General features: G+C 58.4%; 27 protein-coding genes. 14 read left to right on the forward strand and 13 right to left on the reverse strand.

Features of this window, described 5'->3' with window-relative positions:
• Window positions 1-82: 82 nt before the first annotated feature.
• The 5 genes from slmA to coaBC form a co-directional block, all read right to left on the reverse strand.
• Entirely contained in the window at window positions 83-703 is a 621-nt protein-coding gene (slmA, locus tag FVV99_RS06465) for a nucleoid occlusion factor SlmA (RefSeq protein WP_148253249.1), read from the reverse strand.
• Window positions 704-791: 88 nt separating this feature from the next.
• A complete protein-coding gene (argB, locus tag FVV99_RS06470) occupies window positions 792-1,694 on the reverse strand; it encodes an acetylglutamate kinase (RefSeq protein ID WP_148253250.1) in 903 nt (300 codons plus the stop codon).
• A 36-nt stretch (window positions 1,695-1,730) separates the two neighbouring features.
• Window positions 1,731-3,113 (reverse strand): phosphomannomutase/phosphoglucomutase, encoded by a 1,383-nt coding sequence (locus FVV99_RS06475; protein WP_148253251.1) that lies wholly within the window; start codon window positions 3,111-3,113, stop codon window positions 1,731-1,733.
• A gap of 52 nt (window positions 3,114-3,165) precedes the next feature.
• The gene (dut, locus tag FVV99_RS06480) at window positions 3,166-3,636 is read right to left on the reverse strand and encodes a dUTP diphosphatase (protein WP_148253252.1); all 471 of its coding nucleotides are present in this window, start codon (window positions 3,634-3,636) and stop codon (window positions 3,166-3,168) included.
• Window positions 3,633-4,898 carry a bifunctional phosphopantothenoylcysteine decarboxylase/phosphopantothenate--cysteine ligase CoaBC gene (gene coaBC / locus FVV99_RS06485; protein WP_148253253.1) on the reverse strand — a complete coding sequence of 422 codons (1,266 nt, stop codon included), beginning with the start codon at window positions 4,896-4,898 and terminating at the stop codon, window positions 3,633-3,635. Before coaBC ends, dut begins: the two co-directional genes overlap by 4 nt.
• A 152-nt stretch (window positions 4,899-5,050) precedes the next feature.
• Here coaBC and radC point away from each other — a divergent pair, with 152 nt between their 5' ends.
• The 9 genes from radC (at window position 5,051) to FVV99_RS06530 (ending at window position 12,705) form a co-directional block, all read left to right on the forward strand.
• Window positions 5,051-5,725: a RadC family protein gene (gene radC / locus FVV99_RS06490; protein WP_148253254.1), complete on the forward strand. Its 675-nt coding sequence runs from the start codon at window positions 5,051-5,053 to the stop codon at window positions 5,723-5,725.
• 175 nt (window positions 5,726-5,900) lie between these two features.
• Window positions 5,901-6,137, forward strand: coding sequence for a 50S ribosomal protein L28 (rpmB, locus tag FVV99_RS06495; RefSeq protein WP_148253255.1), 237 nt, complete (start codon window positions 5,901-5,903; stop codon window positions 6,135-6,137).
• Window positions 6,138-6,218: 81 nt separating this feature from the next.
• Entirely contained in the window at window positions 6,219-6,374 is a 156-nt protein-coding gene (gene rpmG, locus FVV99_RS06500; RefSeq protein WP_092568506.1) for a 50S ribosomal protein L33, read from the forward strand.
• A 104-nt stretch (window positions 6,375-6,478) separates the two neighbouring features.
• On the forward strand, window positions 6,479-7,309 hold the full coding sequence (mutM, locus tag FVV99_RS06505; protein ID WP_148253722.1) for a bifunctional DNA-formamidopyrimidine glycosylase/DNA-(apurinic or apyrimidinic site) lyase: 831 nt from the start codon (window positions 6,479-6,481) through the stop codon (window positions 7,307-7,309).
• Window positions 7,310-7,367: 58 nt separating this feature from the next.
• The gene (locus tag FVV99_RS06510) at window positions 7,368-8,558 is read left to right on the forward strand and encodes a class I SAM-dependent rRNA methyltransferase (RefSeq protein ID WP_148253256.1); all 1,191 of its coding nucleotides are present in this window, start codon (window positions 7,368-7,370) and stop codon (window positions 8,556-8,558) included.
• Between the two features lie 12 nt (window positions 8,559-8,570).
• On the forward strand, window positions 8,571-8,891 hold the full coding sequence (locus FVV99_RS06515; protein WP_148253257.1) for a putative signal transducing protein: 321 nt from the start codon (window positions 8,571-8,573) through the stop codon (window positions 8,889-8,891).
• A gap of 196 nt (window positions 8,892-9,087) precedes the next feature.
• Complete coding sequence (ald, locus tag FVV99_RS06520; protein ID WP_148253258.1) at window positions 9,088-10,203, forward strand: alanine dehydrogenase; 1,116 nt, start codon at window positions 9,088-9,090, stop codon at window positions 10,201-10,203.
• Between the two features lie 109 nt (window positions 10,204-10,312).
• Window positions 10,313-11,326, forward strand: a complete 1,014-nt coding sequence (locus tag FVV99_RS06525; RefSeq protein ID WP_148253259.1) for a tryptophan--tRNA ligase — start codon at window positions 10,313-10,315, stop codon at window positions 11,324-11,326.
• Between the two features lie 170 nt (window positions 11,327-11,496).
• Window positions 11,497-12,705, forward strand: coding sequence for a YeeE/YedE family protein (locus FVV99_RS06530; protein WP_148253260.1), 1,209 nt, complete (start codon window positions 11,497-11,499; stop codon window positions 12,703-12,705).
• A 63-nt stretch (window positions 12,706-12,768) separates the two neighbouring features.
• Here FVV99_RS06530 and FVV99_RS06535 read toward each other — a convergent pair whose 3' ends face one another.
• On the reverse strand, window positions 12,769-13,779 hold the full coding sequence (locus FVV99_RS06535; RefSeq protein WP_148253261.1) for a histone deacetylase family protein: 1,011 nt from the start codon (window positions 13,777-13,779) through the stop codon (window positions 12,769-12,771).
• 191 nt (window positions 13,780-13,970) lie between these two features.
• Between FVV99_RS06535 and FVV99_RS06540 the strand changes: the two genes are divergently transcribed.
• Window positions 13,971-15,650, forward strand: coding sequence for an NAD-dependent malic enzyme (locus tag FVV99_RS06540; RefSeq protein WP_148253262.1), 1,680 nt, complete (start codon window positions 13,971-13,973; stop codon window positions 15,648-15,650).
• A 120-nt stretch (window positions 15,651-15,770) separates the two neighbouring features.
• Here the strand turns inward: FVV99_RS06540 and acnA are convergent, their stop codons facing one another.
• Window positions 15,771-18,530 (reverse strand): aconitate hydratase AcnA, encoded by a 2,760-nt coding sequence (gene acnA, locus FVV99_RS06545; protein ID WP_148253263.1) that lies wholly within the window; start codon window positions 18,528-18,530, stop codon window positions 15,771-15,773.
• A gap of 222 nt (window positions 18,531-18,752) precedes the next feature.
• Here acnA and FVV99_RS06550 point away from each other — a divergent pair, with 222 nt between their 5' ends.
• The 3 genes from FVV99_RS06550 (at window position 18,753) to trxB (ending at window position 20,878) form a co-directional block, all read left to right on the forward strand.
• Window positions 18,753-18,959 (forward strand): CPXCG motif-containing cysteine-rich protein, encoded by a 207-nt coding sequence (locus tag FVV99_RS06550; RefSeq protein ID WP_148253264.1) that lies wholly within the window; start codon window positions 18,753-18,755, stop codon window positions 18,957-18,959.
• A gap of 178 nt (window positions 18,960-19,137) precedes the next feature.
• Window positions 19,138-19,740: a peroxiredoxin gene (locus FVV99_RS06555; protein ID WP_148253265.1), complete on the forward strand. Its 603-nt coding sequence runs from the start codon at window positions 19,138-19,140 to the stop codon at window positions 19,738-19,740.
• A 184-nt stretch (window positions 19,741-19,924) separates the two neighbouring features.
• Window positions 19,925-20,878, forward strand: coding sequence for a thioredoxin-disulfide reductase (gene trxB, locus FVV99_RS06560; RefSeq protein ID WP_148253266.1), 954 nt, complete (start codon window positions 19,925-19,927; stop codon window positions 20,876-20,878).
• Window positions 20,879-20,945: 67 nt separating this feature from the next.
• Here the strand turns inward: trxB and FVV99_RS06565 are convergent, their stop codons facing one another.
• On the reverse strand, window positions 20,946-21,200 hold the full coding sequence (locus tag FVV99_RS06565; protein ID WP_148253267.1) for a SlyX family protein: 255 nt from the start codon (window positions 21,198-21,200) through the stop codon (window positions 20,946-20,948).
• 134 nt (window positions 21,201-21,334) lie between these two features.
• Here FVV99_RS06565 and FVV99_RS18980 point away from each other — a divergent pair, with 134 nt between their 5' ends.
• On the forward strand, window positions 21,335-21,799 hold the full coding sequence (locus FVV99_RS18980; RefSeq protein WP_330859819.1) for a cold-shock protein: 465 nt from the start codon (window positions 21,335-21,337) through the stop codon (window positions 21,797-21,799).
• Between the two features lie 69 nt (window positions 21,800-21,868).
• Here the strand turns inward: FVV99_RS18980 and FVV99_RS06575 are convergent, their stop codons facing one another.
• From FVV99_RS06575 to dapC, 5 genes are all read right to left on the reverse strand, one after another.
• Window positions 21,869-22,255 (reverse strand): hypothetical protein, encoded by a 387-nt coding sequence (locus FVV99_RS06575; protein WP_148253268.1) that lies wholly within the window; start codon window positions 22,253-22,255, stop codon window positions 21,869-21,871.
• A gap of 33 nt (window positions 22,256-22,288) precedes the next feature.
• Entirely contained in the window at window positions 22,289-23,449 is a 1,161-nt protein-coding gene (dapE, locus tag FVV99_RS06580) for a succinyl-diaminopimelate desuccinylase (protein ID WP_148253269.1), read from the reverse strand.
• 62 nt (window positions 23,450-23,511) lie between these two features.
• The gene (gene dapD / locus FVV99_RS06585; RefSeq protein ID WP_148253270.1) at window positions 23,512-24,537 is read right to left on the reverse strand and encodes a 2,3,4,5-tetrahydropyridine-2,6-dicarboxylate N-succinyltransferase; all 1,026 of its coding nucleotides are present in this window, start codon (window positions 24,535-24,537) and stop codon (window positions 23,512-23,514) included.
• Between the two features lie 63 nt (window positions 24,538-24,600).
• Window positions 24,601-24,945, reverse strand: coding sequence for a Spx/MgsR family RNA polymerase-binding regulatory protein (locus FVV99_RS06590; RefSeq protein ID WP_148253271.1), 345 nt, complete (start codon window positions 24,943-24,945; stop codon window positions 24,601-24,603).
• The gene (dapC, locus tag FVV99_RS06595) at window positions 24,939-26,144 is read right to left on the reverse strand and encodes a succinyldiaminopimelate transaminase (protein ID WP_148253272.1); all 1,206 of its coding nucleotides are present in this window, start codon (window positions 26,142-26,144) and stop codon (window positions 24,939-24,941) included. The genes FVV99_RS06590 and dapC overlap by 7 nt, the downstream gene beginning before the upstream one ends.
• Between the last annotated feature and the right edge of the window lie 35 nt (window positions 26,145-26,179).

Raw genomic sequence — 26,179 nt, forward strand, 5'->3', positions numbered from 1 at the left:
CGACACCAGCCCATGACATGGCACGCCCTTGGCCGTCAGGTCAGGGGCGTTCTGTTATACGGCCCGTTGTCAGCCAGATGGGTCATGCTCGTGCGGCGGCCTGCGGTACGTCTCTGAGCAAGCCGGACGATAGCAGTGGCCACTGATCCTCCCAGTGCTCGGTAGGGCGCCGACGGAAATCGCTTCGCACGAATTGGGTAATACGGCCTTCGACATGTGCCAACAGCACGTTGGCGGCCGAAGAAGCCGGTAAGGTGGGACGCCGACCTTCATGCAGTTCCGCTTCCCGAAGTATCTGCTTGAGTTGCGTTTCCAGGCGCTCGAACAACTGATTGATGCGTTGCCGCAGGCGCGCGGTTTCCCCCGTCAAGGCATCACCGCCCAATAAACGGGACAAACCGGGGTTCTTTTCGGTGAAGCCCAGTAACAGCGTCAGAATCTGCTGACAGCGGGGTAACGCCTCTGGTGTATCGTCGAGTATCCGTCGAATGCGCTCGAACAGCGTCTCTTCGATGAACTCGATCAATCCTTCGAACATGCGGGCCTTGCTGGGAAAGTGACGATACAGGGCGGCTTCGGATACGCCGACCTGGCGCGCCAACGACGCGATGGTGATACGCTTGCCACTGTCTTCTTCAAGCATCAATGCCAGCGCCTGAAGGATCTGCTCGCGGCGATTGGACTTGGACGTTTCCTGCGTCATGGTTTTCTTCTAATGGATGCGATGATCTGGTCATCCTACTGAGGCGACCGGTTTCGGGCAAATCCGTAGCATCCTTAGCTGGGTCGATTCACTCGGATTTCAGGATTTGGGTACCGACCCCCGCGTTGGTAAATATTTCCAGTAAGGTGGCATGAGGTACTCGCCCATCGATGATGTGAGCACTTCTGACACCACCTTTGACGGCATCGAGTGCACAGCGGATCTTTGGCAACATGCCGCCATGAATGGTGCCGTCGGCAATCAGCGTGTCCACATCAGCCGTCGTCAACCCTGTGACCACCTCGCCTTCTCCGTTCATCAGTCCCGCGACATTGGTCAATAGCATCAGCTTTTCAGCAGACAGAGCTTCGGCAATCTTGCCTGCGACGAGGTCGGCATTGATGTTGTAGCTCCGCCCCTCGCCATCGACGCCGATCGGTGCGATGACCGGAATGAAGTCACGCTTGGCAAGCATGTCGATGAGGTCGGTGGCAATGTATTCGACTTCCCCGACATGGCCAATGTCGATAATTTCCGGTGCCGTCATTTCCGGTGTCTGGTGTTCGACACGCAGTTGGCGCGCCCGGATTTGACCACCATCCTTGCCCGTCAAGCCGATGGCCTTGCCGCCGGACTGGTTGATGAGGTTGACGATGCTCTTGTTGACCAAACCGCCCAGCACCATTTCCACCACATCCATGGTTTCGGCATCGGTGACGCGCATCCCGTTGACGAAACGGGACTCGATATTGAGTTTCTCCAGCAGCTCGCCGATTTGCGGGCCGCCGCCATGGATGACGACCGGGTTGATCCCCACTTCCTTGAGCAACACCATGTCGCGGGCGAAGGAGTCGATCAGCGTGTCTTCCGTCATGGCATTGCCGCCATACTTGACGACGACTGTCGTGCCGGAGAAGCGCTGGATATAGGGAAGAGCTTCGGAAAGCACTTCCACCGTCTGGCGAGGGTCGCGTGTCTGCTGATCCGTCATGCTGTCAAACCTTTCTTCGCAAGGGCTGGGGTATCGTCAAAAAGGCAGCTCGATTCCAGGAGCGACTTGTGTGAGGGCATCTCCAAAACGAGCCTGAATGCGTTCCAGAGCCGCTTCGTTCTTGCCTTCGAATCGCAACACCAGAACAGGGGTGGTGTTCGACGCCCGGCACAGCCCCCAACCATCGGGATAGTCTACGCGGATGCCATCCAGCGTCGTCTTGACGCCATCACTGCCGAAATCACCCTCCCGGGCTAAGCGCTCGACCAATCCGAACTTGCTATCATCAGTCACCTCGATATTGATCTCCGGGGTTCCCATATCTTGCGGATAACGCGCAAAGAAGGTATCGGCGTCGCACGTTTGCTTGGCGAGAATCTCGAGCAGGCGGGCAGCAGCATACAGGCCATCGTCGAACCCGTACCAGCGCTCCTTGATGAAGATATGGCCGCTCATTTCGCCTGCGAGCTGGGCGTTGGTCTCCTTCATGCGTGCCTTGATCAACGAGTGTCCGGTACGCCACATTTCCGGCGTGCCTCCAGCATTCTCTATGACCTGAGCCAGGTTGCCGGTGCACTTGACGTCGAATATGACGCGCGCACCGGGGTTGCGTGACAGCATGTCCTCGGCATAGGTCATCATCAAACGGTCCGGATAAATCAACTCGCCCGCAGGCGTGACCACGCCGAGGCGATCGCCATCGCCGTCGAATGCCAGGCCGATATCGGCTCCGCTGTTCGCGACGGTACGGATCAGATCCTTGAGGTTGTCGGGTTTGCCGGGGTCCGGGTGGTGATTGGGAAAGGTGCCATCGATGTCGGCGAACAAGGGGATCGTCTCGGCGCCGAGGCGCTCGATCAGTCTCGGACCCAACTCACCGGCTACGCCATTGCCGCAGTCGACGACAGCCTTGATGGGACGCTCCAGGCGGACGTCGGCCAGGATTCGATCGAGATAGGCATCACGCATATCCACTTCCCGAACATGCCCTTGCCCTTGGACGAGATTGCCCTCCTCGAGCCTTTGGTGGAGTGCGGTAATTGCCTCTCCGGATAGCGTTTCCCCCTTCAGGACGATCTTGAAACCGTTGTAGTCCGATGGGTTATGGCTACCAGTCACCATGACGCCGGAAGTGCTCGCTTCCAGTACATGAGTGGCATAATAGAGTACCGGCGTAGGAACCATGCCGATATCGATGACGTCACGGCCTGCTGTCGTCAGGCCACGTATCATGGCCGCCTGCAGCCGTGGCCCTGATAGACGGCCATCGCGGGCGACGATGACGGTGGATTCACCGCGTTCAGCGGCTTCACTGCCGATGGCGTGGCCGATGCGTTCGACGCCGTCCTCGGTGAGGGTGTCGTCGACGATGCCGCGAATGTCGTATGCACGAAAAATGGAAGCGGGAACCGAAGTCATGAGGTTCGTCCTTTACTGTGTTGCTGGGCGCAATGATGGGCCGTCCCCGCGGTCAGCAGCGGCCGGAACTGCCGAAGCCATCATCGCCTCGGAGGCTGCTGTCGAAGGAGTCCACGACCGTGAGTTCGGCTTGTACCACAGGAACAAGCACATACTGTGCCAGGCGTTCGAAGGGTTCGAGAACCACGGTGCTCTGACCACGGTTCCATACCGATATCATCAACTCCCCTTGGTAGTCGGAATCGATCAGCCCGACCAGATTACCGAGAACGATGCCCTGTTTGTGCCCCAGTCCGGAGCGCGGCAGGATCATACCGGCGAGGCCCGGGTCACCGATGTGGACGGCAAGACCGGTACGCACCAGTTCGCAATCGCCGGGAGCCAGCGTCAGCGGGGCATCGAGAAGGGCGCGCAAGTCCATGCCGGCACTGCCTTCCGTGGCATAGTGGGGAAGCGGGTAGTTGCGAACACGCTCGTCGAGAATCTTGACGGCCAGGTCAGGGCGTCGGGGGGTATGGGTCATTGGTTGTCCTGTGGGCGATTGGCATGGGCGAGGCGCTCGACGATGGTATCGAGAATTGCCTCGGCTAGCGCAGGCTTGTCCTGAGCGGGTAACTCTCGGCGTCCGGTCGTTGATTCCGCAGGTTCGTTATCGGTACGCCATAGAACCAAAGCGGCATTATGGTCGGAACCAAACCCCAACCCGGTCTGAGACACGTCGTTGGCAACGATCATGTCGAGCCCTTTGCGTTCGAGCTTGTCTCTGGCATAGCTCTCCAGGTCGCGGGTTTCAGCGGCAAAACCAACCAGAAAGGGGGGGGCGGCCAAGGCACCGATCTCAGCAATGATGTCCGGGTTTCTGACCAGTGACAGCATCATGCCATCCTGATCGGGCTGTTTCTTGAGTTTATGCGCGGCAACCGACTCGGCGCGATAATCGGCGACGGCGGCGCAGCCGATGAAGATATCGCTATCGACTGCCAGTCGGTGGGCTGCGGTGGCCATGTCGCAGGCTGTCGTTACGTCGTGGCGCGTGACTCCCGGCGGGGTGGCGAGCGCAACGGGCCCGCTGATCAGCCTGACCTCGGCGCCGCGGCGAGCCGCAGCTTCGGCCAGAGCAAAGCCCATCTTGCCGGAGCTGTGATTGGAGAGATAGCGAACCGGGTCAAGGGGCTCTTGAGTAGGACCGGCAGTGATGGTGATGATATGGCCGGTCAATGGCTGAACGTTGTCCAGACGTGTTGCTGTTGCACCGATCTCGGCGAGGATGGCCTCTGGCTCGAGCATGCGTCCAGGGCCGGTATCGCCACACGCTTGGTCACCCGCTGCGGGGCCCAGCAAGCGCCAGCCATCTTCGATCAGTTGCCGGGCATTGCGTTGGGTCGCAGGATGGCGCCACATGGCCTGGTTCATCGCTGGTGCCAGCAGACAGTCAGCATGCGTTGCCAAGCATAGTGTCGTCAGTAAGTCATCGGCTATGCCGTTGGCCAGCTTCGCCATCAAATCGGCAGTGGCTGGTGCGATCAGAATCAGGTCAGCCCAGCGCGCCAACTCGATATGCCCCATCCCGGCCTCGGCGTCAGGATCGAGCAGCGAGGTCCTGACTGCCTCGCCGGTCAATGCCTGAAGTGTCATCGGCGTAATGAAGGCCTGACCGCCTGCCGTCATGACGACACGCACGTCAGCCCCCGACTGCTTCAACAGCCTTGCCAAATGGGCACTTTTATAGGCGGCGATACCGCCACCGATGCCAAGCAGTATGCGCTTGCCAACCAGCGATGCCATGGATGTTTCCCCTTCGATGCCTGAGGCTACTTTATCATCCGCTCCAATATTTGCGTAGCGTGGGGCTGTCGCGAAGCGGGATTGCGGATACACTTCGACGGTATGCCATAGATGGCACTGAAAACGATCAAGCTAGACGCAAGGAGGCGTCGATGTCTATTCGTCACTGGCCGGAGGGAGAGCGGCCGAGAGAAAAGTTGCTGACCCTTGGTTCTGCCGGACTATCCGATGCCGAACTGTTGGCCATTTTCCTGCGGGTGGGAGTGAAAGGCCGTTCCGCGGTGGATCTGGCGCGAGACCTGCTGAGCAGCTTTGGGGGCTTGCGTCAGCTGCTGGAAGCCGACTGCGCCCGTTTCTGTGCCGAACATGGACTGGGGGAAGCCAAGTACGTTCAGCTTCAAGCGGTTCTGGAACTGTCGCGCCGGCATCTGGCCAGCCAGCTCCAGCGTGGTGGAGCACTGACCTCTCCCTCGCTGGTACGTGCCTATCTTGCTGCCCAGCTACGCCATCTCGGCCATGAAGAGTTTGCAGCGCTGTTTCTTGACACCCAGCACCGAGTGATCCGGTTTGAGTCGCTCTTTCGGGGGACGCTGGACAGTGCCTCGGTCTATCCCCGGGAAGTGGTGCGCCGGGCGCTGGATCTCGGTGCAGGGGCGATCATCTTCGCGCATAACCATCCTTCTGGCGTGGCTGAACCAAGCGATGCCGATCGGCGTATCACGACTCGGTTGAAAGACGCTCTGGGGTTGTTCGACATTCGCGTCCTGGATCATTTCGTCATCGGTGATGGGGAGGTAGTGTCCTTTGCCGAACGGGGCTGGTTATGATACGGATACAGAGACTAAACGTGGGCAAGTCTTGTCGGGGGAGGGAAATTCTGCTATAAAGTGCAGCCTTTGAATTCTCTTGGGTTCGATGACGGGGCATAAAGGCAACGAGCTGCCGTTCGCCCTACCCGTTGCCCGACAGGTTTTTGACAACTCGCCAGCGGTTGGAGGCCCCATGTCCAAAGTATGTCAAGTTACCGGCAAGCGCCCGGTAACGGGTAACAATGTATCTCACTCCCAGCGCAAGACTCGCCGTCGCTTCTTGCCGAATCTGCATACCCATCGTTTCTGGGTGGAATCTGAGAAACGCTTCGTCAAGTTGCGTGTCTCTTCCAAGGGGATGCGTATCATCGACAAGAAAGGGATCGATGACGTTCTGAGCGATATCCGCAAGCGCGGTGAAACCGTTTGAACATAGCGTTGCATCGGTGACTTGCCTCGAGCAGGGCGACAATCGCCCGGAGGCGAAAACAGGCTTTTGGAGAGTTGAGTCATGCGTGACAAGATCAGGATGGTATCCAGTGCCGGAACTGGCCACTTCTATACCACCGACAAGAACAAGCGTAACACTCCGGACAAACTCGAGATGAAGAAGTTTGATCCCGTGATTCGCAAGCACGTGATGTACAAGGAAGCCAAGATCAAGTAACCCTTGGTGACTTGATCGCTTCCACCGCAGGCGTCAGTCTGCCGTCAGAGGAACCCGGCTTATGCCGGGTTCCTGTGTCTCTGGTCGATCAGAGCGGTAATGCCATGCCTGAATTGCCCGAGGTCGAAACGACACGGCGCGGTATCGCGCCTCATCTTGAAGGACGCGAAATCGCCGAGGTCGTCGTGCGCGAGCGTCGAATGCGTACGCCCGTCCCGGAAGGACTGGAAAATGCATTGGTGGGGGCGTGTATCGGTCCTGTCGGGCGGCGAGCCAAATATTTACTGATTCCCCTCACATTTCAGGATGGTGGGACACGCTCCCTGCTCTGGCACCTGGGGATGTCTGGCAGTCTACGCATCGTCCGTGTCGGGGATAGTCCGCGCAAACACGATCATGTCGATATCGTGGTCGAGGGCGGTTACATGCTGCGCTACCATGATCCACGGCGGTTCGGGTTCATCGACTGGGTGGAAGAATCAGAAGCGCGTGACGTACGCTTGGCCAAGTTGGGTCCGGAACCGCTATCGTCGGTATTCGATGGTGAGTATCTGTACCGGGCGTCGCGTGGACGTCGCTTGGCGGTCAAGTCTTTCCTGATGGACAATACCGTCGTGGTCGGGGTCGGCAATATTTACGCAGCCGAGGCCTTGTTTCTGGCCGGCATTGATCCGCGTCGGATGGCCGGTCGTGTCGGTCGGGATCGTTATGATCGACTGGCGGCAGCCGTGCAAGAGGTGTTGTCGGCAGCGATCGCCCAGGGCGGCACTACCTTGCGGGATTTTGTCAGTGGTGCCGGAGAGCCGGGGTACTTCGCCCAGCGTTTGAATGTCTATGGGCGTAATGGCCAGCCATGTCGGCGTTGTGGTGCTGAATTGCGCCTTGCGACCGTCGGACAGCGTGCCAGTGTGTTTTGCGCTCATTGTCAAAAATGAGGCTATCGGGTGAACTGATGTGCCCGGATCTTTTCATGTTGTTATGCCGGAGAGTGTCGTGACTCAACGCCTGCGTCTGAAGAAGAATGCCGATCGTCGTCTCAAATCGGGACATCTGTGGTTATACTCGAACGAGGTGGATATCCAGGTCACGCCGCTCAAGGACTTCGAACCCGGTGCTCAGGCGGTGGTCGAAGCGGCCAATGGCAAGGCCATGGGGGTGGCTTACGTCAATCCTCATTCGCTGATATGCGCGCGTGTCGTCTCACGCGATCCTAACGTCCGGCTCGATCGTTCCCTATTGGTCCATCGTTTCAATCAAGCACTGGGGTTGAGGCAGCGACTTTTCTCTAGACCGTTCTATCGGCTCGTCCATGGCGAGGGCGACCTGCTACCCGGACTGATCGTCGATCGTTTCGACGACGTCCTGGTGGTTCAGTTGAATACGCTGGGTATGGAGCGACTTGGTGACGAGATCATTGCCGCACTGGATAAGGTGCTCTCGCCGCGAACCATCGTATTCAAGAATGACTCCTCCGGGCGGCGCCAGGAACAGCTCGGTCGACAAGTATCGGTCGTCAAGGGTGAACTGCCCGATCGTATCCTGCTCGAGGAAAATGGAGTGCGTTTCGTGGCTCCCGTACTGGAGGGGCAGAAGACAGGTTGGTTCTACGACCACCGTGCCAACCGCGCCTGGCTCAATGGCCTGGTCGCCGGGAAACGGGTATTGGATGTCTTCAGCTATACCGGCGGATGGGGCATCCAGGCCTTGGCTCATGGAGCGAGCGAAGCGGTCTGCATTGACAGCTCGACCGAGGCGCTCGAACTGGTAGCGGAAAATGCGGCGTTGAATGGGCAGCATGAGCGGGTCACTATCGCCGAGGGAGATGCCTTCGAAGCCCTGGCGGCTCTCAAGGCGGAAGGAGAACAGTTCGATGTGATCGTCCTCGATCCTCCTGCGTTTATCCGCAAGCGCAAGGACATTCCCAATGGTGAGCGTGCCTATTCTCGTCTCAACCGCGAGGCAATGCGCCTGTTGGGACGTGATGGTCTGTTGGTGTCGGCCTCGTGTTCCATGCATCTGGCGCCGGAGCGGCTGGTGGAGTGCGTACGTGGTGCGGTACGGCATCAGGATCGCCATGGTCAACTGATTTATCAGGGTCATCAGGGGCCGGACCACCCCGTGCATCCGGCGATTCCCGAGACAGCCTACCTGAAGGCGTTGGGTGTCCGTGTATTCAGGGATTGATAGCCTTTCACCATGACAGCTCGCTGCCGAGTTTTCGCTCATTCCAATGCGCTATTGGTCAGCCATATCTGCAATGTGCTGAATGCAGCAGGGATTCCTGCCGAGCTGCATAACATGACGCTCGGTGGAGGTGCTGGCGAATTGCCGTTGGGCGACTGCGAACCAGAAGTCTGGGTGGCGGCCCACAATGCCGAACGCGCCGAGCGGCTGGTACGAGATGCGTTATCAGGGGAAGGTGACTCGCAGTGCGACTGGCAGTGCAAGCGGTGTGGGGAGTATCTCGAAGGCGTATTCACCACCTGCTGGCGGTGCGGTGCAATGCGCCCTGACTGAAACGGCTATCCATCCATATTCGCGTTCAGCAAAACATCGTGTTTTTGTTCCTGCCTGTGAAATGATTTATTGCCAGATTCGGGGTATTCCGGATATCACTTTGATTTTCTCCATGATTTTATCGTGTTTGTCTTCCTGTGCTGTAATGAAACGATGAGTCTTGCATCGCCCTCATATCGTGTTGTCAGGAGGAATCATGAAGATCGCCGTTCCCAAGGAAATCAAGAATCATGAATACCGAGTAGCGCTGACACCTAGCGGTGTGCGAGAGCTGGTAGCACGTGGACACCGGGTCAACGTTCAGACCGGGGCGGGCGAAGGGGCCGGCTTTCCTGACGACGAATATCGTACGGCAGGAGCCGTTCTGGAGTCGGATGTCGCCAGCCTGTGGGACAGTGCCGAATTGATCGTCAAGGTCAAGGAGCCCCAAGCCGAGGAGGTCGCGCGACTGCGTGCCGACCAGACGCTGTTCACGTACCTTCACCTGGCGGCCGAAGAAGAACTGACCCGAGGACTGATCGGTACCGGGGCCACCTGCATCGCCTACGAGACGATCACTGGGCCCGATGGGGGGTTGCCGCTGTTGTCTCCCATGAGTGCCGTAGCGGGCCGAATGGCGGTTCAGGCGGGAGCGCATAGCCTGGAAAAGGCTCAGGGAGGAAGTGGCGTCCTGCTGCCTGGGGTGCCGGGTGTCGCACCGGCCAAGGTCACGGTGATCGGAGGCGGTGTGGTCGGAGAAAATGCAGCCCGTATGGCTCTGGGGCTCGGTGCGGATGTGACCGTGCTGGATAAGTCGATACCCCGACTGGACACACTGGATGACCGTTACCAGGGGCGGATTAAAACCGTATTTTCCACCGCCGATACGCTCGATGACGCCGTTCGGGAGTCCGATCTGATCATCGGGGCCGTGCTGGTACCCGGGGCTGCCGCCCCGAAGTTGATCACCCGGGCTATGCTGGCGGACATGAAACCGGGCAGTGTTCTGGTCGACGTGGCGATCGACCAGGGCGGTTGTTTCGAGACCAGCAGGCCGACTACGCATGCCGAGCCAACGTATATCATCGATAGCGTCGTGCACTACTGTGTCGCCAACATGCCAGGTGCCGTGGCGCGGACGTCGACGCAAGCCCTGACCCACTCCACCATGCCCTTTGTCATGGCGTTGGCGGATAAGGGATGGAAGCAAGCACTGGCCGAGGACCCTCACTTCCTGCCGGGTCTCAATGTGCATGGCGGCAAGATTACCTACCGTGCCGTGGCAGAGGCGTTCGGATTAGACAGTGTGGATCCGGCGAGTGTCCTGACTTGACCCTAATCGGTACGGAAAGTGCCATCGGGAGTGTTGCCCTGTTCGCCTTGAGCGGGGCAGCACGGTAAACTGGCGGCATCGCAATCGCAGATCAGGCCAGTTCGATCCCATGACAAAGACACGTGTACTCACCGGTATCACGACGACCGGTACGCCGCATCTCGGCAATTATGTCGGGGCCATCAAGCCTGCTATCGAGGCTAGTCAGGATGCTAGTGTCCAGTCTTATTATTTTCTTGCCGACCTGCATGCCCTGATCAAGTGTCAGGAGCCGCAACGGGTTCAACAATCGCGCTTGGAAATCGCCGCCACCTGGTTGGCGCTGGGACTGGATACCGACAATGCCATCTTCTATCGTCAGTCGGACATCCCGGAAATCCCGGAACTGACCTGGTTGCTTTCCTGTGTTTGTGCCAAGGGACTCATGAATCGAGCTCACGCCTACAAGGCGGCCGTCGCGGAAAACGAAGAGGCCGGCAATCAGGATACTGACCGCGGTATTTCCATGGGGTTGTTCAGTTACCCAGTACTGATGGCGGCGGATATCCTCATGTTCAACGCCAATCGCGTCCCGGTCGGTCGCGATCAAATCCAGCACATAGAGATGGCTCGCGACATCGCCGGACGCTTCAACCACCTCTACCGCGGGGAGTATTTCACGCTGCCGGAAGCGGTCGTTGACGACAAGGTGGAAGTGTTGGGTGGTCTGGATGGTCGCAAGATGTCCAAAAGCTACAACAACACGATTCCATTGTTCGTCTCGGAGAAGAAACTCCTGAAGCTGGTCCGCAAGATCAAGACCAACTCGTTGGAACCTGGTGAACCCAAGGATCCGGACAGTTGCACGCTTTTTCAGATCTACTCGGCGTTTGCTTCTGCGGAAGAAGCGATGGCCATGCGCCGTGAGTACGAGAACGGGATCGGCTGGGGCGAGGCCAAGAACCAAGTGTTCGAGTACCTCAATGCTCATCTGCGCGAGCCGCGCGAGCGTTATCAGGCACTGTTGGAGGATCCGGGGCACATCGAGCGCGTGCTCAAGCAGGGAGCCGAACGGGCTCGCGCCGAGGCGGCACCGCTGATGGACCGTCTACGTGAAGCGGCTGGATTGGGGCGTTTCGAATAGCCGTCGCCACGTGCCACGAAACCGCCCACATGGGCGGTTTCTTTTTGTTATTCATATTCAAAAAAAGAATTAATGTAATCGTTTTTATGCATTTCACTTTTTTAGGCTGGAGCACTAGACTACTATTTCATTAACAGGCAAATGGTTTCGACCCATCTCGGGAGGTTCGAATGAGTGAGTTGGCATTGACGCCACGGCGGCCAGCGCCTACGACCTGGATCGCCGGTGGGCTGTTGCTGGTGGGAGTCCTGGCGATCGGTAGCGTCTTTGGTATGCGCCTTGGTGCCTTGATGCTGGTCGGTGGGGCTCTGGGGATGGCCCTTTATCATGCAGCCTTCGGGTTTACCTCCGCCTGGCGGGTATTCATCAGCGAGCGCCGGGGGCGAGGGTTACGTGCTCAGATGTTGATGCTGGCAATCAGCGTCCTGCTGTTCTTTCCGGTATTGAGTGCCGGTTTCCTGTTCGGGCAGGAAGTGAGCGGTTTCGTGGCCCCGATCGGCATATCGGTCGTGGTTGGTGCCTTCCTGTTCGGCCTCGGGATGCAACTGGGGGGCGGCTGTGCTTCGGGAACTCTGTTCACCGTCGGTGGCGGTAACGCTCGTATGTTGATCACACTGGCTTTTTTCATTGTCGGTTCGCTGATAGGCACTGCGCATTTCGGCTGGTGGACGAGCTTGCCCGCGTTCCAGCCGACATCGCTTGTCGGAGAGTTCGGTGCAGGCGGAGGCATCGCCATCAGCCTTCTACTGTTTGCCACCATCGTGGCCGTGACCGTGGCAATGGAGAAGCGCCGCCATGGCCGACTGGAGTCGGCGCCGCAGGTCGATGCGGTACGGCGCCGCTGGCTGACCGGTCCCTGGCCATTGCTGATAGGTGCGGTGGCGCTGGCACTACTGAACTTTGCCACTCTGGCGTTGGCGGGCCGGCCATGGGGTATTACCTCGGCATTTGCGCTCTGGGGCGCCAAGGGGTACGAGTTGCTGGGCGGTGATGTCAGTTCATGGGTATATTGGCAAACGCCGGGTAATGCGGCGGCGCTGGAGGCCAGTGTATGGAGCGATATCACCACCGTCATGAACATTGGCATCATTCTGGGAGCGTTAGGGGCTGCATCACTGGCTGGCAAGTTTGCCCCCAACTTCCGCATCCCTGGCCGTTCGATTGCCGCGGCCGTGATCGGTGGCTTGATGCTGGGATACGGTGCGCGACTCGCCTTCGGTTGCAATATTGGTGCTTACTTTAGCGGCATCGCTTCCGGTAGCCTGCATGGATGGGTGTGGCTGATCGCAGCGTTTGCCGGGAACATGCTGGGCGTCAAGCTGCGTCCCCTGTTCTTTACCGATCCCACAAAGGCTAAATCGGCCGCTCAGCGTGGCTGACACGTGAGCTGTCCGCATGGCTCCCGACGCGTCCCGGCACCGAAAGGACCGGGGCGGTCGTCGTCATTGCCGTGTCAGTGCCGAGAAAAACGCATGGGCATTCGTTTCCAGCGTAGCGATATCGTATCCCCCTTCCTGAACCACGAGTGTGGGTACGTCGATATCGGCAACTTTCTGCCCCAGCCGAGCGAAGCCTTCAGTACTGACGCTGACCTTGGCTTGAGGATCGGCATGGTAGATATCGAAGCCCAGCGTGAGAATGAGGATATCCGGTGCATAGAGCTGGATGGCCCGTTGCGCTTCAGCAAGGCACGCGAAGAACTCGGCTTCAGACGCACCGTGCGGCATCGGCAGGTTCAGGTTATAACCATATCCCGGGCCTTCGCCGCGTTCGTCATCAAAGCCACATACTGCCGGATAGAAGTTAGTCGTATCGCCGTGAATCGAAACATAGAAGACATCAGCGCGAGAGTAGAAGATTTCCTGAATGCCCTGGCCGTGATGCATATCGGTATCAAGTATGGCGATACGGGGAACATGCGATGATAGTCGCTGTGCCGCAATGGCCGCATTATTCAGGTAGCAGAAACCTCCGGCAGCATCGGCACGGGCATGGTGACCAGGAGGGCGGCAGAGTGCATAGGCCCGCGAGTCGCCCTGAGCGATTGCATCGGCTGCCGCTATAGCGCTTTGTGCCGAAGCATAGGCAGCCGTCCAGGTATGTTCGCCGACCGGTGCGCTGCCATCGGCGAGATAGCGACCGGCTTCAGCGAGTACGCCTCGCAAGGCGTTGGGTTCACGGATGAAGACATTGGAGATGACTTCATCGCCCCAGTCATTCGGCCAGCGCTGGTAGGCGCTATCGAGAAAACGCAGATACGGCAGGGTATGCACGTCGGCGATGGGCGCTGTACCGCTATCCAACGGTGCCTCGATGGCAAAGCCCAGCGACTTCATGGCGGACAATAGGGGATCGAGCCGCTGAGGAACTTCCTGTGGCGTACGCAATTGGCCGCGGGAAAAGTAGAGAGTCGGGTGGTGCAGGCTCTGGTCGTCATGATAGAAAACGCGCATGAGTTCTCCCGATCGGTGGCGTAACTGACTGAGGGTCCATTGGCCAGCTTAGCGAGCCACGATGGCTGGCGAAAGACAATCTTGCTGCCTCAACGGGGACCGATGTGACTGGGTTCATGGTAAACTTGGCGTGTCAGTATATGCCATCGAGTGCCTGGATACCCTGAATCACCAACCGCATGAGACGTAACATGAAAGAGTCCGCCAAGCGACCATTGTATATCCCCTATGCCGGTCCTTCGTTACTGGAAATGCCACTACTCAACAAGGGCAGTGCCTTTACCTTGCAGGAGCGTATGGCATTCAATCTGATCGGGTTGCTGCCGCAGAATGTCGAGACCATCGAAGAGCAGGCTGAACGCGCGTATCGACAATACCAGCAGTGTCAGAACGACCTGGATCGCCACATCTACTTGCGTGCTATTCAGGATGACAATGAGACACTGTTCTTTCGGCTACTCGAGTCTCATCTCGAAGAGATGCTGCCGATCATCTACACCCCCACGGTTGGCGAAGCTTGCGAGGAGTTCTCGAACATCTATCGCAACCATCGAGGCTTGTTCATTTCGTATCCGGACCGTGACCACATGGATGACATCCTGCGCAGTGCGACCAAGGATAACGTCAAGGTCATCGTCGTCACCGACGGGGAACGGATCCTGGGGCTGGGTGATCAGGGGATCGGTGGCATGGGCATTCCCATTGGCAAGCTATCGCTCTATACGGCATGCGGGGGAATCAGCCCGGCCTATACGCTGCCAATCATGCTCGATGTCGGAACCAACAACCAAGCCTTGCTGGACGACCCGATGTATATGGGGTGGCGTCATGAGCGCGTCTCTCAGGACGAGTATGATGCCTTCCTGGCCGAATTCATCGCTGCCGTGAAACGCCGTTGGCCGCATGTGCTCTTGCAGTTCGAAGATTTTGCCCAGGGCAATGCCATGCCGCTTTTGGAACGCTACCGCGACGAACTCTGCTGTTTCAATGACGATATCCAAGGTACGGCAGCGGTGTGCGTCGGAACGTTGCTGGCCGCGTGCAAGGCCAAGGGTGAGAAGGTCAGTGACCAACGTATCGCCTTTGTGGGCGCCGGTTCGGCCGGTTGTGGCATTGCCGAACAGATCGTGGTGGCGATGCAGGAAGAGGGCCTCAGTGAAGTGCAAGCCCGTGCACGTATCTTCATGGTTGACCGCCATGGCTTGCTGACCCGTGATATGGCAGGACTATATGACTTTCAGGCACGGTTGGCCCATGACCCCGCATCGCTCGATGGCTGGGGCGATCGAGGCCTGCTTGATGTGGTGCAACAGGCTCGTCCGACCGTGCTGGTGGGGGTTTCCGGTCAACGTGGCCTATTCGGTCAGGAAGTGATCAATGCTCTGCATGCCGGCTGTGAGCAGCCTCTCGTCATGCCGTTGTCCAATCCAACGTCGCGGGTCGAGGCGACGCCTGATGAGGTGTTGGCCTGGACGGAAGGCAAGGCCCTGGTGGCAACCGGAAGTCCTTTTAAACCCGTTGTGTTGAAGGGAGAGACCTATCCGATTGCCCAGTGTAACAATGCCTATATCTTCCCCGGTATTGGCCTGGGGGTCGTAGCGGCACGTGCGTCACGTGTGACGGACAGGATGTTGATGGCAGCGTCCAATGCGCTTGCCAAGTCGGCGCCGATCGTTCAACACGGTGAAGGGGCGCTGTTACCGGCGCTGTCGGATATTCGTGAGATCAGCAAGTCGATCGCGTTCGATGTGGCCAAGCAGGCGCAAGACGACGGTGTCGCACTGCGCAGCGACGACGCGACGATGTGGGATGCCATCGAACGTAATTTCTGGTTTCCGCGTTATCGTGAGTACCGTCGTAGAGCGTTCTAGAATGAGGTGCGCTGCGAGTGACGACCGTGTCTCTGCAGGAGTGGATATGGCATGAGTCGCACGGCGAAAAAAGGCCCACCGACATGACGGTGGGCCTTGTGCGACACGCGAATCGATCGCTTATGCCGAGCCGATCATCTTGCGCAGCACATAGTGCAGGATACCGCCATGGCGGTAGTACTCCAGCTCATTGGCGGTGTCGATGCGGCACAGGGCCTCGATCTTCTTCTCGCCTTTATCGCTAGCGATTGTGACCTGGACTTGGCCGCCCGGTGTCAGCTCACCGAGTCCTTCGATCGAGATCGTTTCGTCGCCGGTCATACCCAGCGTTTCGCGATTCTCACCATTGGGGAACTGCAGTGGGACGACCCCCATCCCGATCAGGTTGGAACGGTGGATGCGCTCGTAGGACTCGGCTAGCACCGCACGGACACCGAGAAGACGGGTCCCCTTGGCTGCCCAGTCGCGTGACGAGCCGGTGCCGTACTCTTTGCCTGCGACGACGACCAGCGGCGTATCTTCCTGTTGATAGGTCATCGCTGCATCGTAGATGGCCATCTGCTCGCCGCTTGGCACATGACGGGTATAGCCACCCTCGACGCCGTCCAGCATTTCGTTCTTGATGCGGACATTGGCAAAGGTGCCTCGCATCATGACTTCATGGTTACCGCGCCGCGAACCATAGGAGTTGAAGTCCACCGGTTTGACACCGCGCTCTTGCAGATAACGGCCTGCCGGGCTATCGGGCTTGATGGCCCCTGCGGGAGAAATATGATCGGTGGTCACCGAATCGCCGAACATGGCCAGAATATGCGCACCATGAACGTCCTCCACTGGCTTCGGTATACGGCCCATCCCCTCGAAGAAGGGAGGATGCTGGATATAGGTCGATTCATCGGACCATTGGTAGACTTCGCTTTGCGGCACATCAATGGCCTTCCAGACATCATCGCCGTCGAAGACTTCGGCATACTCCTTGCGGAACATGTTGGTATTGACCTTCTCCACGGCTTCGGCTATTTCCGCCTGTGAAGGCCATATGTCCTGCAGGTAAACCGGCTGGCCATCCGCACCGATACCGATCGGCTCCTTGACCAGGTCACGACGGACATTGCCGGCCAGGGCATAGGCGACGACCAAGGGCGGTGACGCTAGCCAGTTGGTCTTGGTCAAGGGATGAACCCGCCCCTCGAAGTTGCGGTTTCCGGAAAGCACCGATGCGACCGTCAAGTCACCTTCCTCGATGGCCTGCTCTATCTCTTCCGGCAGGGGGCCGGAGTTACCGATGCAGGTGGTACAGCCATAGCCCACCAGGTTGAACCCCAAGGCATTGAGATCATCCTGCACGTCGCCAGCGGCAAGGTAGTCGGTCACGACCTTGGAGCCCGGTGCCAGGGATGTCTTGACCCAAGGCTTGGTCGTGAGCCCCTTGTTGCGTGCATTACGTGCGAGCAGTCCGGCAGCCATCATGACGCTCGGGTTGGACGTATTGGTGCAGGATGTGATGGCAGCGATGACGACGGCACCGTGATTGAGCTTGAAGGCTTCGCCGTTCAGGTTGACATGCTGACTGTCCTGCTGGACGAAATCATTGGCTTCGTAGCTGTCCTGCACACCGACGGCGGTCTGTCCTCCCTCGGAGAGCCACTTGCCCTTCTCGGTTGACGGAAGATCCTTGTTGTCACCGTTCATCAAGGTTTCGAAGGTGCGCTTCATATCGGACAGCGCGACACGATCCTGTGGCCGTTTGGGGCCGGCGAGGCTGGCTTCGACATCGCCCATGTCCAACTGCAGAGAGTCACTGAAAATCGGTTCAGCACCCGGTTCACGCCACAGTCCCTGAGCCTTGCTGTAGGCTTCGACCAACGCGACCTGTTCGTCGTCGCGCCCAGTCAGACGCAGGTAAGTCAGTGTTTCGTCGTCGACCGGGAAGAAGCCGCAGGTGGCACCATATTCTGGTGACATGTTGGCGATCGTGGCGCGATCGGCGATCGGAAGATCCTGGAGGCCGTCGCCGTAGAACTCGACGAACTTGCCGACAACGCCGTGTTCACGCAGCATCTGGGTTACTGTCAATACTAGGTCGGTGGCGGTGATGCCTTCGCGAAGTTTACCGGTCAATTTGAAACCGACGACCTCGGGAATCAACATCGATACTGGCTGGCCGAGCATCGCCGCTTCGGCTTCGATACCGCCGACTCCCCAGCCGAGGATGCCCAGGCCATTGATCATGGTGGTATGGGAGTCGGTGCCGACCAGCGTGTCAGGAAACGCGAAGGTCTTGCCGTCGACCTCCTTGGTCCAGACCGTCTTTCCCAGGTATTCGAGATTGACCTGGTGGCAGATACCCGTGCCGGGAGGGACGACCCGGAAATTATCGAAGGCATCCTGCCCCCAGCGCAGAAACTCATAACGCTCCCGGTTGCGTTCCATCTCGATCGCGACGTTGTCGCGGAACGCGCTAGGATTGCCGAACTTGTCGACCATGACCGAGTGGTCGATAACGAGATCCACCGGCGAGAGCGGGTTGATACGAGCAGGGTCTTCGCCAAGCTTGGCGACCGCGGCACGCATCGATGCCAGATCCACAACGCCGGGAACACCGGTAAAGTCCTGCATCAGCACCCGTGCTGGTCGATAACCGATCTCACGAGTGGATTTGGCCTCTTGCTGCCAATCGACCAGTGCCTGCATGTCTTCATTCGAGACGCTTTCATCGTCGGCAAAGCGCAACTGATTCTCAAGCAGTACCTTGAGGGTGACGGGTAGCCGGGAAATGTCGCCAAATGTCTTGGCGGCCTTGGGCAAACTGTAGTAGTGGTACGTTTGCTGACCGACGTCGAGCGTCGATAGCGTATCCGGCGTGGTAGGGGTGCTCATTGTCTCCTCCTCATCGAAGAGCGAAAGGTCATACCCTTCACTCATGGTCACATGGTCATGGCCGTGCCTGTTTTCAAGCCTAGCATGCCGGGCAAGCATTCCTGCTATTCTCAAGGGCGATGACCGATGGCGTTGATGTTTATGGACGCCTTGAAATCACTTGTGGCGAACCCCATAAACATGGGTTGCGGATGGCGAACGCGTACAAGTCGGAGTATCGGCGTGCACGAAGAGATGCTTAGCTCGCGGGACGTGAGTTGTCCTTATTGCAACACGGAATTCGAATTGCTCGTTGATGCCAGTCAGGGCAACCATGCGACTTGGGAAGATTGCCCACGTTGCTGTTCGCCGATCCAGGTCCATGTCAGCGTGTCTCCCCAGGGAGAGCTGGATAGTGTGGTTCTGGGACGAGATGACGATGTCTTCTGAGCGAGTGTCGAGCATCACGAATAGCCAGCGTGTCCGTAGATAGTGTGTCAAGCAAGCGCGAAATAGTCTCAACCTATGCGCTTCATTGCTTAGACAAATTGTGATTTTTCGGTATTTGACTTTAGTCTAACCTCGATTATATCTCTATTGAATATCCTCATTGATAAGGAGACTTTGCATGAGTGTACTGGTAGGTCGCCAAGCCCCCGATTTTGAAGCCCCTGCTGTCCTGGGAAACGGTGAAATCGTCGAGAATTTCAAATTGTCTGACAGCAACGGCAAGCTGCGTGTGCTGTTCTTCTGGCCGTTGGACTTCACATTCGTGTGCCCGTCGGAAATCATCGCCCATGACAATCGCCTGGCTCAGTTCAAGGAGCTTGGTGTCGACGTGATCGGCGCGTCCATCGACTCCCAGTTCACTCACCACGCATGGCGAAAGACGTCTCCCGAGAAAGGAGGCATTGGCGAAGTCGGTTTCCCCATCGTGGCAGACGTCAAGCACGAGGTGACCCAGGCGTATGGCATCGAGCACCCGGAAGCCGGTGTCGCCATGCGTGCCTCTTTCCTGATCGATGAGAATGGCGTCATCCAGCACCAGACCGTCAATAATCTGCCCTTGGGTCGTAATGTCGATGAAATGCTGCGGATGGTCAAAGCGCTCAAGCATCACCAGAAGCATGGTGAAGTTTGCCCGGCTGGCTGGGACGAAGGCAAAGAAGGCATGAAGGACACTGCTGAAGGGGTTGCCAAGTATTTGGGTGCCCACTCCGAGGCTTTGTAATAGTGAGTGTCGGTAGCGAGGCGGCCCTGGCGGCCGCCTCTTTCGTTGGGTTCCTGCTGTGCTATGAGTGATATAATACGGTCTTGAATGAGGTGAGTTGTGGCATGTCGGCTTTGGTCGACATGCCAGAATTCGTCCGACCCCGGTCGATGTCACCTGTTTGTCTTTAGTTATGAGGTTCTCCATGAGTGACGTACGCCATGAACGACTGATCATTCTCGGTTCCGGGCCGGCGGGCTACACGGCAGCCGTGTACGCGGCCCGTGCCAATCTCAAGCCGCTGTTGATTACCGGTATGCAAGCCGGTGGTCAATTGACGACCACGACCGATGTCGATAACTGGCCGGGCGATGAGTCAGGGGTTCAGGGACCGGAACTGATGGAGCGCATGCGGCAGCATGCCGAGCGGTTCGATACGGAAGTGTTGTTCGATCACATCAATGAAGTCGAGTTGCGCCAACGTCCCTTCACGCTCAAGGGCGATAGCGGGACCTATACTTGCGATGCTCTGATCATTGCCACGGGTGCCAGCGCCCGCTATCTTGGACTCCCTTCCGAACAAGCGTTCATGGGACAAGGGGTGTCGGCATGCGCGACCTGTGATGGCTTCTTCTATCGCAATCAGGAAGTCGTCGTCGTGGGGGGCGGTAATACGGCAGTCGAGGAAGCGCTCTATCTATCGAACATCGCTTCCAAAGTGACTCTGGTCCATCGCCGGGATACCTTGCGTGCCGAAAAGATCCTGCAGGATAAGCTATTCGACAAGGTCGCCAATGGTAATATGGCCATTGAATGGAATCATGTGCTTGATGAGGTGCTGGGTGATAACACGGGCGTCACCGGAGCTCGCCTCAAGTCGACCATTGATGGCAGTGCCAAGGAACTGGTGGCCCCTGGCGTGTTCATCGCGATTGGCCACTCACCCAACACGGCCATCTTCGAAGGCCAGTTGGACATGAGCGGTGGGTATATCAAGGTCAAATCGGGACTGGAAGGCAATGCCACTGCAACCAGCGTGCCGGGTGTTTTTGCCTCTGGCGATGTCATGGACCACGTCTATCGCCAGGCCGTTACCTCCGCGGGTAGCGGTTGCATGGCAGCGCTCGATGCCGAACGTTATTTGGATGAATTGAGTTAAGCCCTCGACACCGGCTGATATGGGGGACATAAGGCTTGCGTGGCATATGCCCCTCGTGTGACACACGTCAATAGTGCGGCGGGACTTCATCCGCCGCGCGGTACTCACTGTCTATCGGCTCCTCCTCGGCCTGCAGGGCGCGTTGATACTGACGCAGGCGTGTCTGCATCATCTCGTTGAGTCGCTCCAACTGGGTCAGGCGCTTGTCCTGGCCTGCCAAGGCCTGATCGAGCTCATCCAGCCAGTGCTCTTGGTAGGCAAGGCGGCTTTCCAGGGCCTCCAGCCTGGAGGTCAGCGAGGCGAGCGAGCCGGCTTCTGGCATGTTAGACTCTTTTCGTCGCGTGTCATCGTTCATCGCGGCACCTTCAATTATCCGGATCAGTGTCTGCTCTGATGGAGCGGCAGGCACCGTTATGATCGTTTCATTCATTGCCACAACAAGAGAAGTCGAGGTCCATGAATCGCAAGGTGTTACTTCGTTGTAGTCTGATCAGCGTGCTGCTGGCTGCCCCCGCGCCACTGCTGATCGCCCTGTTCATTTCGTTCACCGGAGGCGCGTTGTCACAGGAGTTGTTTCAGAGCTTGGAAGTGGGCGGTGTCGCCGCTGTTTATATCGCAGCCGCCGTGGCGACATTCCTGCTGCTGATGATTGCCACCCTGGCTGTGAACGTTTTGACTCCGAAACTCGCCACGCTGGCTGAGGTCGAGGATGATGATCGTGAGATCGGTGAAGTCAAGTGGTTCAATGTCAACAAGGGGTACGGGTTCATTACGCGTGATACCGGAGATGATGTATTCGTCCATTTTCGGGCCATTCGTGGTCGAGGGCATCGAACGCTCGCCGAAGGACAGAAGGTTCGCTATTACGTCGTTGAAAATGAGCGAGGCCTGCAGGCCGACGATGTGACGGTTATCACGTAACTTTCCATCCGAATCATCTCGTCTCCTCGAGAAGTGCTCAACGCCCACCGGCGACCCCGGTGGGCGTCGTCATTGGCCGGAATCAGGCCAGTCCATTTCCTCTTCCGTGCCATCGGGCAGGACTCGAATGAATCGGTCGGGATCATCTCCCGGCTGCCAGCTTCCCAAGGAACAGCGGACTTCACAGTCGAACCGCTCGACAGCTTCGCGTGCGCAATCGATATCCTTGGCCCAAGGCGTGGCATCGCTATCGAACCAGAGGCTGGCGAAACCGTCGGCGGCTTGTTCGATCAACAATACAGGGATGGTGAGGCCATGCAGATTGCCGGTCGTTCGCCACTTGCGCTTGCCTGCTCGAGACAAAGCGGGGGCATCCAAGCGCTCGCTGAGCCAGTCGTTCAGCGCGTCGACCGAGATGTCGGCCAGATATATCTCGATATCCGGATAACGTTGCATTGGGGTCTCCATGGGTATCATCGAACGGTCGGGTCACGCGAATAGACGCGACAGAATCGCTTCATAAATATCGCTCAAGGTATCCAGGTCGGCAGCGCGGACACGCTCATCGACTTGATGGATGGTGGCATTGAGCGGTCCTAGTTCCACCACCTGGCTTCCGAGCGAGGCAATGAAGCGGCCATCGGAAGTCCCGCCGGCAGTCGATAGTCTCGGACGCTGCCCGACGACGTTCTCGACACACGCAATAGTGGCCTCGACCAATTCACCATGATCGGTCAGGAACGGCTCGCCATTGAGACTCCACTCCAGGTGATAATCGAGTCCGTGAGCGGCAAGGATCGCTTCGGTACGTGACTTGAGCTGCTCGTGAGTGACTTCCGTGGAATAACGAAAATTGAAGGTGACTTCCAGTTCGCCTGGGATGACATTGGTAGCCCCGCCGCCGGCGCGAATGTTGGAGACCTGAAAGCTGGTTGCGGGGAAGAAGGTATTGCCGCCGTCCCAGCGCTCTTGAACCAAGGCGTCGATGGCCGGCATCGCTGCGTGGATCGGGTTGCGCGCCAAGTGAGGATACGCCACATGTCCCTGTACCCCCTTGATGTGCAGGACGCCACCCAGGGAGCCGCGCCGGCCATTCTTGATCGTGTCGCCGACCCTGGCTGTAGAAGAGGGCTCGCCGACAATACAGTAGTCCAGGCGATCGTGATGTTCGCGGAGGTGCTCGACCACCGCACGTGTACCGTCGATGGCCGGCCCTTCTTCGTCGGAGGTGATGAGGAAGGCGATCTTGCCCTGGTGGTCGGGGTTGGCGATAACGAAACGTTCCACAGCGGTTACCATGGCCGCCAGACTGCCTTTCATGTCGGCGGCACCGCGCCCGCAAAGCATACCGTCGTCGATACAGGGGGAAAACGGCGGATGTTGCCAATGAACCTCGGGTCCACTCGGCACCACATCGGTGTGGCCGGCGAAGGCTAGTACTGGTCCATGATGTCCACGTATCGCCCACAGGTTCTCGACATCACCGAAAGGTAGTCGTTCGATCTGGAATCCCATCCGTTCGAGGCGCTCGGCCAGCACGGTCTGGCAGCCGGCATCGTCAGGCGTCACCGATGGCCGCTGGATGAGATCGCAAGCCAGTCGTAGCGTGGAGGAAGTCTCGGCGCTGTCTGGTGTAACAGTGTCGGGCATGGTGGATTCCGGCGGGCTGGTGGCAAGTCATGAAGCGCCCGACATAGGTGGGCGCTTCTGGATCAATTGTGAGCGTGCAACGCTTCATTCAAGGCAATGGCGCTCTTGTTTGTCAGGCATTCGATACGGCCGTTAACCGAGTTGCGCCGCAGTAGCATATCGCTCTGACCGGCAAGCTCGCGAGCTGCAACCACCTTGACCTCCTGCCCCTGTTCATCAAGGACCGCGACTTTGGCGCCGGCCGTGATATAGAGACCGGCTTCCACCGTACAATGATCGCCGAGGGGGATGCCGATGCCGGCATTGGCGCCTATCAAGCACCCCTCACCGACTTTAATGACGATATTGCCACCTCCGGAGAGGGTGCCCATGGTGGAGGAGCCACCGCCCAGGTCAGAGCCTTTGCCGACCATGACGCCTGCGGATATGCGGCCTTCGACCATACCCGGCCCTTCGGTGCCAGCATTGAAGTTAACGAAACCTTCGTGCATCACCGTGGTGCCTTCACCGAGGTGAGCGCCCAGGCGAACGCGGGCAGTATCAGCGATTCTAACACCTTGAGGCACGACGTAGTCGGTCATCTTGGGGAATTTGTCGACACAGTCCACCGACAGGGCCCGGCCTTCGAGGCGTGCTTTCAGTCGACGGGCCGGCAGTTCCTCGATGTCGATGGGGCCTTCATTGGTCCAGGCGATATTGCGAAGCAAACCGAACATCCCGGTGAGGTCCAGGTCATGAGGCTTGACCTGCCGGTGCGAGAGCAGATGCAGCTTGAGGTACACTTCCGGTGCCGATTCAGGCGGTTCGTCACTGTCCAGGAACATGGCGACAAGTGGACGAGTGCTGGTGGCGAAGGCGTCGGCCAACTCCCCCTGCTCGGGGGCGCCTGCGTTTCTCAGTGCGTTAGCCAAGTCGCGGCAGTGTTCTGGAAGAAAGCTGATGGCGGCTTTGCCTTCGGGAGCATCCAGTGCCTTCCGAGCGGCGGCAACCAGGGATTCGTCGGGTTGGAAGAGCGGAGCCGGATAGTAGATGTCCAGCCAATCGCCCTGAGTGTTCTGGTGTCCGATTCCTATGGCGAAGCTCAGCATGGGCGTGCCCTCCATTGATAGTGCGCTGATACGGATTGGATCGTGGTTGATTGATATGGTCGTTCAGTGGCTCAAAGCGTCATAGTCGCCGTCTCGATAACCGACAATGATGTCGTCGCCGGTGTCCAGCAGAGGTCGCTTGAGTAGCGTGGGTGCCTGCTGCATCAACTCCTTGGCCTTGTCGGTGTCAAGCGAGACCTTGGTCTCCTCGTCGAGCGATCGCCATGTCGTACTGCGCTTGTTGAGCAGTGTCGCGAGTGATACGCGTGCCAGCAACTCATCCAGCAACGTCGCGGATACGCCGTCGTCGCGTAGATCATGCGTCCGGAAGGGAATGCCTCTGCTATCGAGCGCTTTACGCGCCTTGCGGCAGGTGTCGCAGGATTTGATGACGTACAGGGTCAGCATGAGCCTTCCTCTTCAATGAAGTGGCGAATACGCTGTGCGGCTTCGATAGTGGTGTCCAGGTCGGCCACGAGAGCCAAACGTAGCCGGCCGGCGCCGGGGTTGATGCCATCTTCACGCTCCCTGCCCATGTAGCGCCCAGGCAGCACGCTGACATGCATCCGAGCAAACAGTTGGCGAGCAAACTCATCATCCTGTCCCGTCGCGACGGCAGGCCACAGGTAGAAACTGGCTTTCGGGACGGGGAACTCCATGACCGGCGATAGGATGTCGGTGACTGCAGCAAACTTTTCCCGATAGGCTGCGCGGTTGGAACGCACATGTGTCTCGTCCTGCCAGGCCGTGATCGATGCCCGCTGCAGAGGCAGAGACATGGCGCAGCCATGGTAGGTGCGGTATCGCTTGAAGGGGGTGATCAATCGTTCGTCGCCGGCGACGAACCCGGAGCGCAGGCCCGGCAGGTTGGAACGCTTGGACAGCGAATGGAAGACCAGGCAGCGGCGATAATCATGTCGGCCCATGGCATTACAGGCCTCCAGCAGGCCGGCGGGCGGTGAATTCTCGTCGAGATAGAGTTCGGAATAGCATTCGTCCGCAGCGATCACGAAATCATGCTCGTCGGCGAGTTCGATCAGGTGCTGATAATCGTTTATCGGTGTCACAGCGCCAGTGGGATTGCCTGGAGAGCAGACGAAGACGATCTGTGTATCTTGCCAGACATCGGCCGGTACCGAGCGAATGTCGGGACGAAAATCGGTATCGGCATGACAGTCCAGAAACAGTGGCTCGCCGCCGGCAAGCCGTGTCGCTCCCTCATAAATTTGATAGAACGGGTTTGGCATGGCGACACGAGCAGGGCGGGTGCGATCCAATGTCGCCTGGACGAAAGCGAAGATCGCCTCACGTGTGCCATTGACCGGCAGCACCTGTGTCTCGGGGTCGATCGCTGCAAGCCCGAAACGTGACGCTACCCAGTCCGCGATGGCGTGTCGGAGTTCCGGAAGACCGTTTGTTGCTGGATATCGCCCCATCTCATGCAGGTGATGCTCAAGCGACGCCAATGCCTTGTCGTAAGGGGCATGTCGTGGCTCACCGATGGTCAGGGGGATATGGGCCATGTCCATAGGGGGGGTTACACCGGCTTTCAGGGCGGCGAGCTTTTCGAAAGGGTAAGGCTGCAGGGCGTCGAGATCGGGGTTCATGAGTGTCCAGGGGCCTCGCAGGAGCCTGTGTTGTT

Origin of the sequence: Aidingimonas lacisalsi (assembly GCF_008079445.1) — a bacterium.
Taxonomy (GTDB): domain Bacteria; phylum Pseudomonadota; class Gammaproteobacteria; order Pseudomonadales; family Halomonadaceae; genus Aidingimonas; species Aidingimonas lacisalsi.